This is a genomic window from Pseudovibrio sp. W74, assembly GCF_001623085.1.
In the GTDB taxonomy this organism is placed as follows: domain Bacteria; phylum Pseudomonadota; class Alphaproteobacteria; order Rhizobiales; family Stappiaceae; genus Pseudovibrio.
In genome coordinates this window covers 1-1338 of the sequence record NZ_LMCJ01000037.1, presented here as the reverse complement: position 1 = coordinate 1338, position 1338 = coordinate 1, and the positions used below count along the sequence as shown (strand labels likewise).

Sequence of the window (1338 nt, the reverse complement as noted above, 5' to 3'; positions counted from 1 at the left end):
CTGTCTCGCCAAGGCCGAACGCGGAGAGCTGCACCTTCACAAATCGGTTTTTGGCCTGCTGAGTAAAGTGAACCTCAATGAGTAGGCCGAGGTTCAGAAAGGGGCTTCGCCCAAGTTCGCTGACAAGGACATGGGCGCTCGCGCTTCTCGCTTTGCTGGTCTCCCCATCCTTCCTGCGTGAGTTTTGCGCCGGCAGATCCGGCCCAAAATCACTTTGTGCAGGACACGAGTTGAATCCGCAAGATGCGCCTTCAGCTCTACCTACGCGCAAGCGCTTCGGTGGGCGATACCCCACCAGCAAAGCGATCCTTGTCAGCGAACTCCCCGCTTTTGCGACGGAAGAAATGAGCCGATCTGGTCAAGGTCTCAGACACCAATCAGGTCTTCGTTTTGATACGCGAATTCGGAGTTTATCTATGCAAGACAATTACCTAGCCGACCAACTGTCCGCAATCAGTACCACACTGGAAGATGCCAGCCTGCAAGCATATGGTGGCCTTCCGGTCAGTTCTGTTGCTGTGTTGATGCTTCTAAATCGACGTGTGGCCCCTTCCCTCGGATTTATCGCAGATCAGATCCGTCTGAGCCATTCAGCAACCGTGCGTGTGATCGATCGCTTGGAAAAAAAGCAACTGGTAAAGCGCGTGAAACGCCAAGGGCGAAACGTCAAAGTTGGATTGACATTTGAAGGCAAGCGAAGGGCAAATGAACTCGGGAAAGCCCGCACACATACGGCTGAAGCTTTGCTTAAGAACTTGGACACAGATCAGAGGGCAACTCTCTCTGAGATCTTCAGCAAGATGCTTAAAGGTTTGGATCACAGCGCAAGCGCACGGTTCTGTTCTTCAAAAATTGAAACTGAGGCCAGCACTTAAACACCCCAAAACAAAATCATTCAAGTTCAGACTTCCCATCGCTGTGCGGTGGTTCATTTAAAACGGAGTATTCCATGAAAAAGCTATTCACTATTCTTGTCGCAACAATGATGTTGGCTGCTTGCCAGACAACATCCGCTCAAGTGTCCTCTAAACAACCACCTCGTGTTGTGACTGACAAACCTATTGCAGCAACAAGGCCCAATGGGCACATAGCTGCATATTGGGCCATCTTGAGGAACAAGTGCTGAACACCACCATTTAAGACATGTTTGCTCGCCAAAGTGACTTTTTCTTCAGGTTAGGAAATAGTTGCAATGGATCAGACTTTTAGTCTTACGTGGGGACTGTCATTCGACGATCTCACTTTCATCAATGGCTACAATACGCGGAGTCGTCTTGGCGTTGCACTTCAACTCAAACACCTTCAGCACTTTGGTTACTTTGCAGATGAAGATATTCA

The 1338-nt window shown here is 49.5% G+C and carries 2 protein-coding genes; one reads left to right on the top strand and one right to left on the bottom strand.

The window, feature by feature from the left end:
• Window positions 1–295, bottom strand: a 295-nt coding sequence (locus tag PsW74_RS29875; protein WP_244277878.1) for a hypothetical protein, incomplete at its 3' end; no start/stop codon positions are given.
• A gap of 121 nt (window positions 296–416) precedes the next feature.
• On the opposite strand from PsW74_RS29875, the gene PsW74_RS28920 reads away from it, so the two are divergent.
• Window positions 417–875 carry a MarR family transcriptional regulator gene (locus tag PsW74_RS28920; protein WP_063286988.1) on the top strand — a complete coding sequence of 153 codons (459 nt, stop codon included), beginning with the start codon at window positions 417–419 and terminating at the stop codon, window positions 873–875.
• Window positions 876–1338 lie beyond the last annotated feature (463 nt).

Excerpts from the sequence above, each read along its gene's own strand:
- PsW74_RS28920 (WP_063286988.1), top strand. The coding sequence starts at position 417 with ATGCAAGACAATTACCTAGCCGACCAACTGTCCGCAATCAGTACCACA.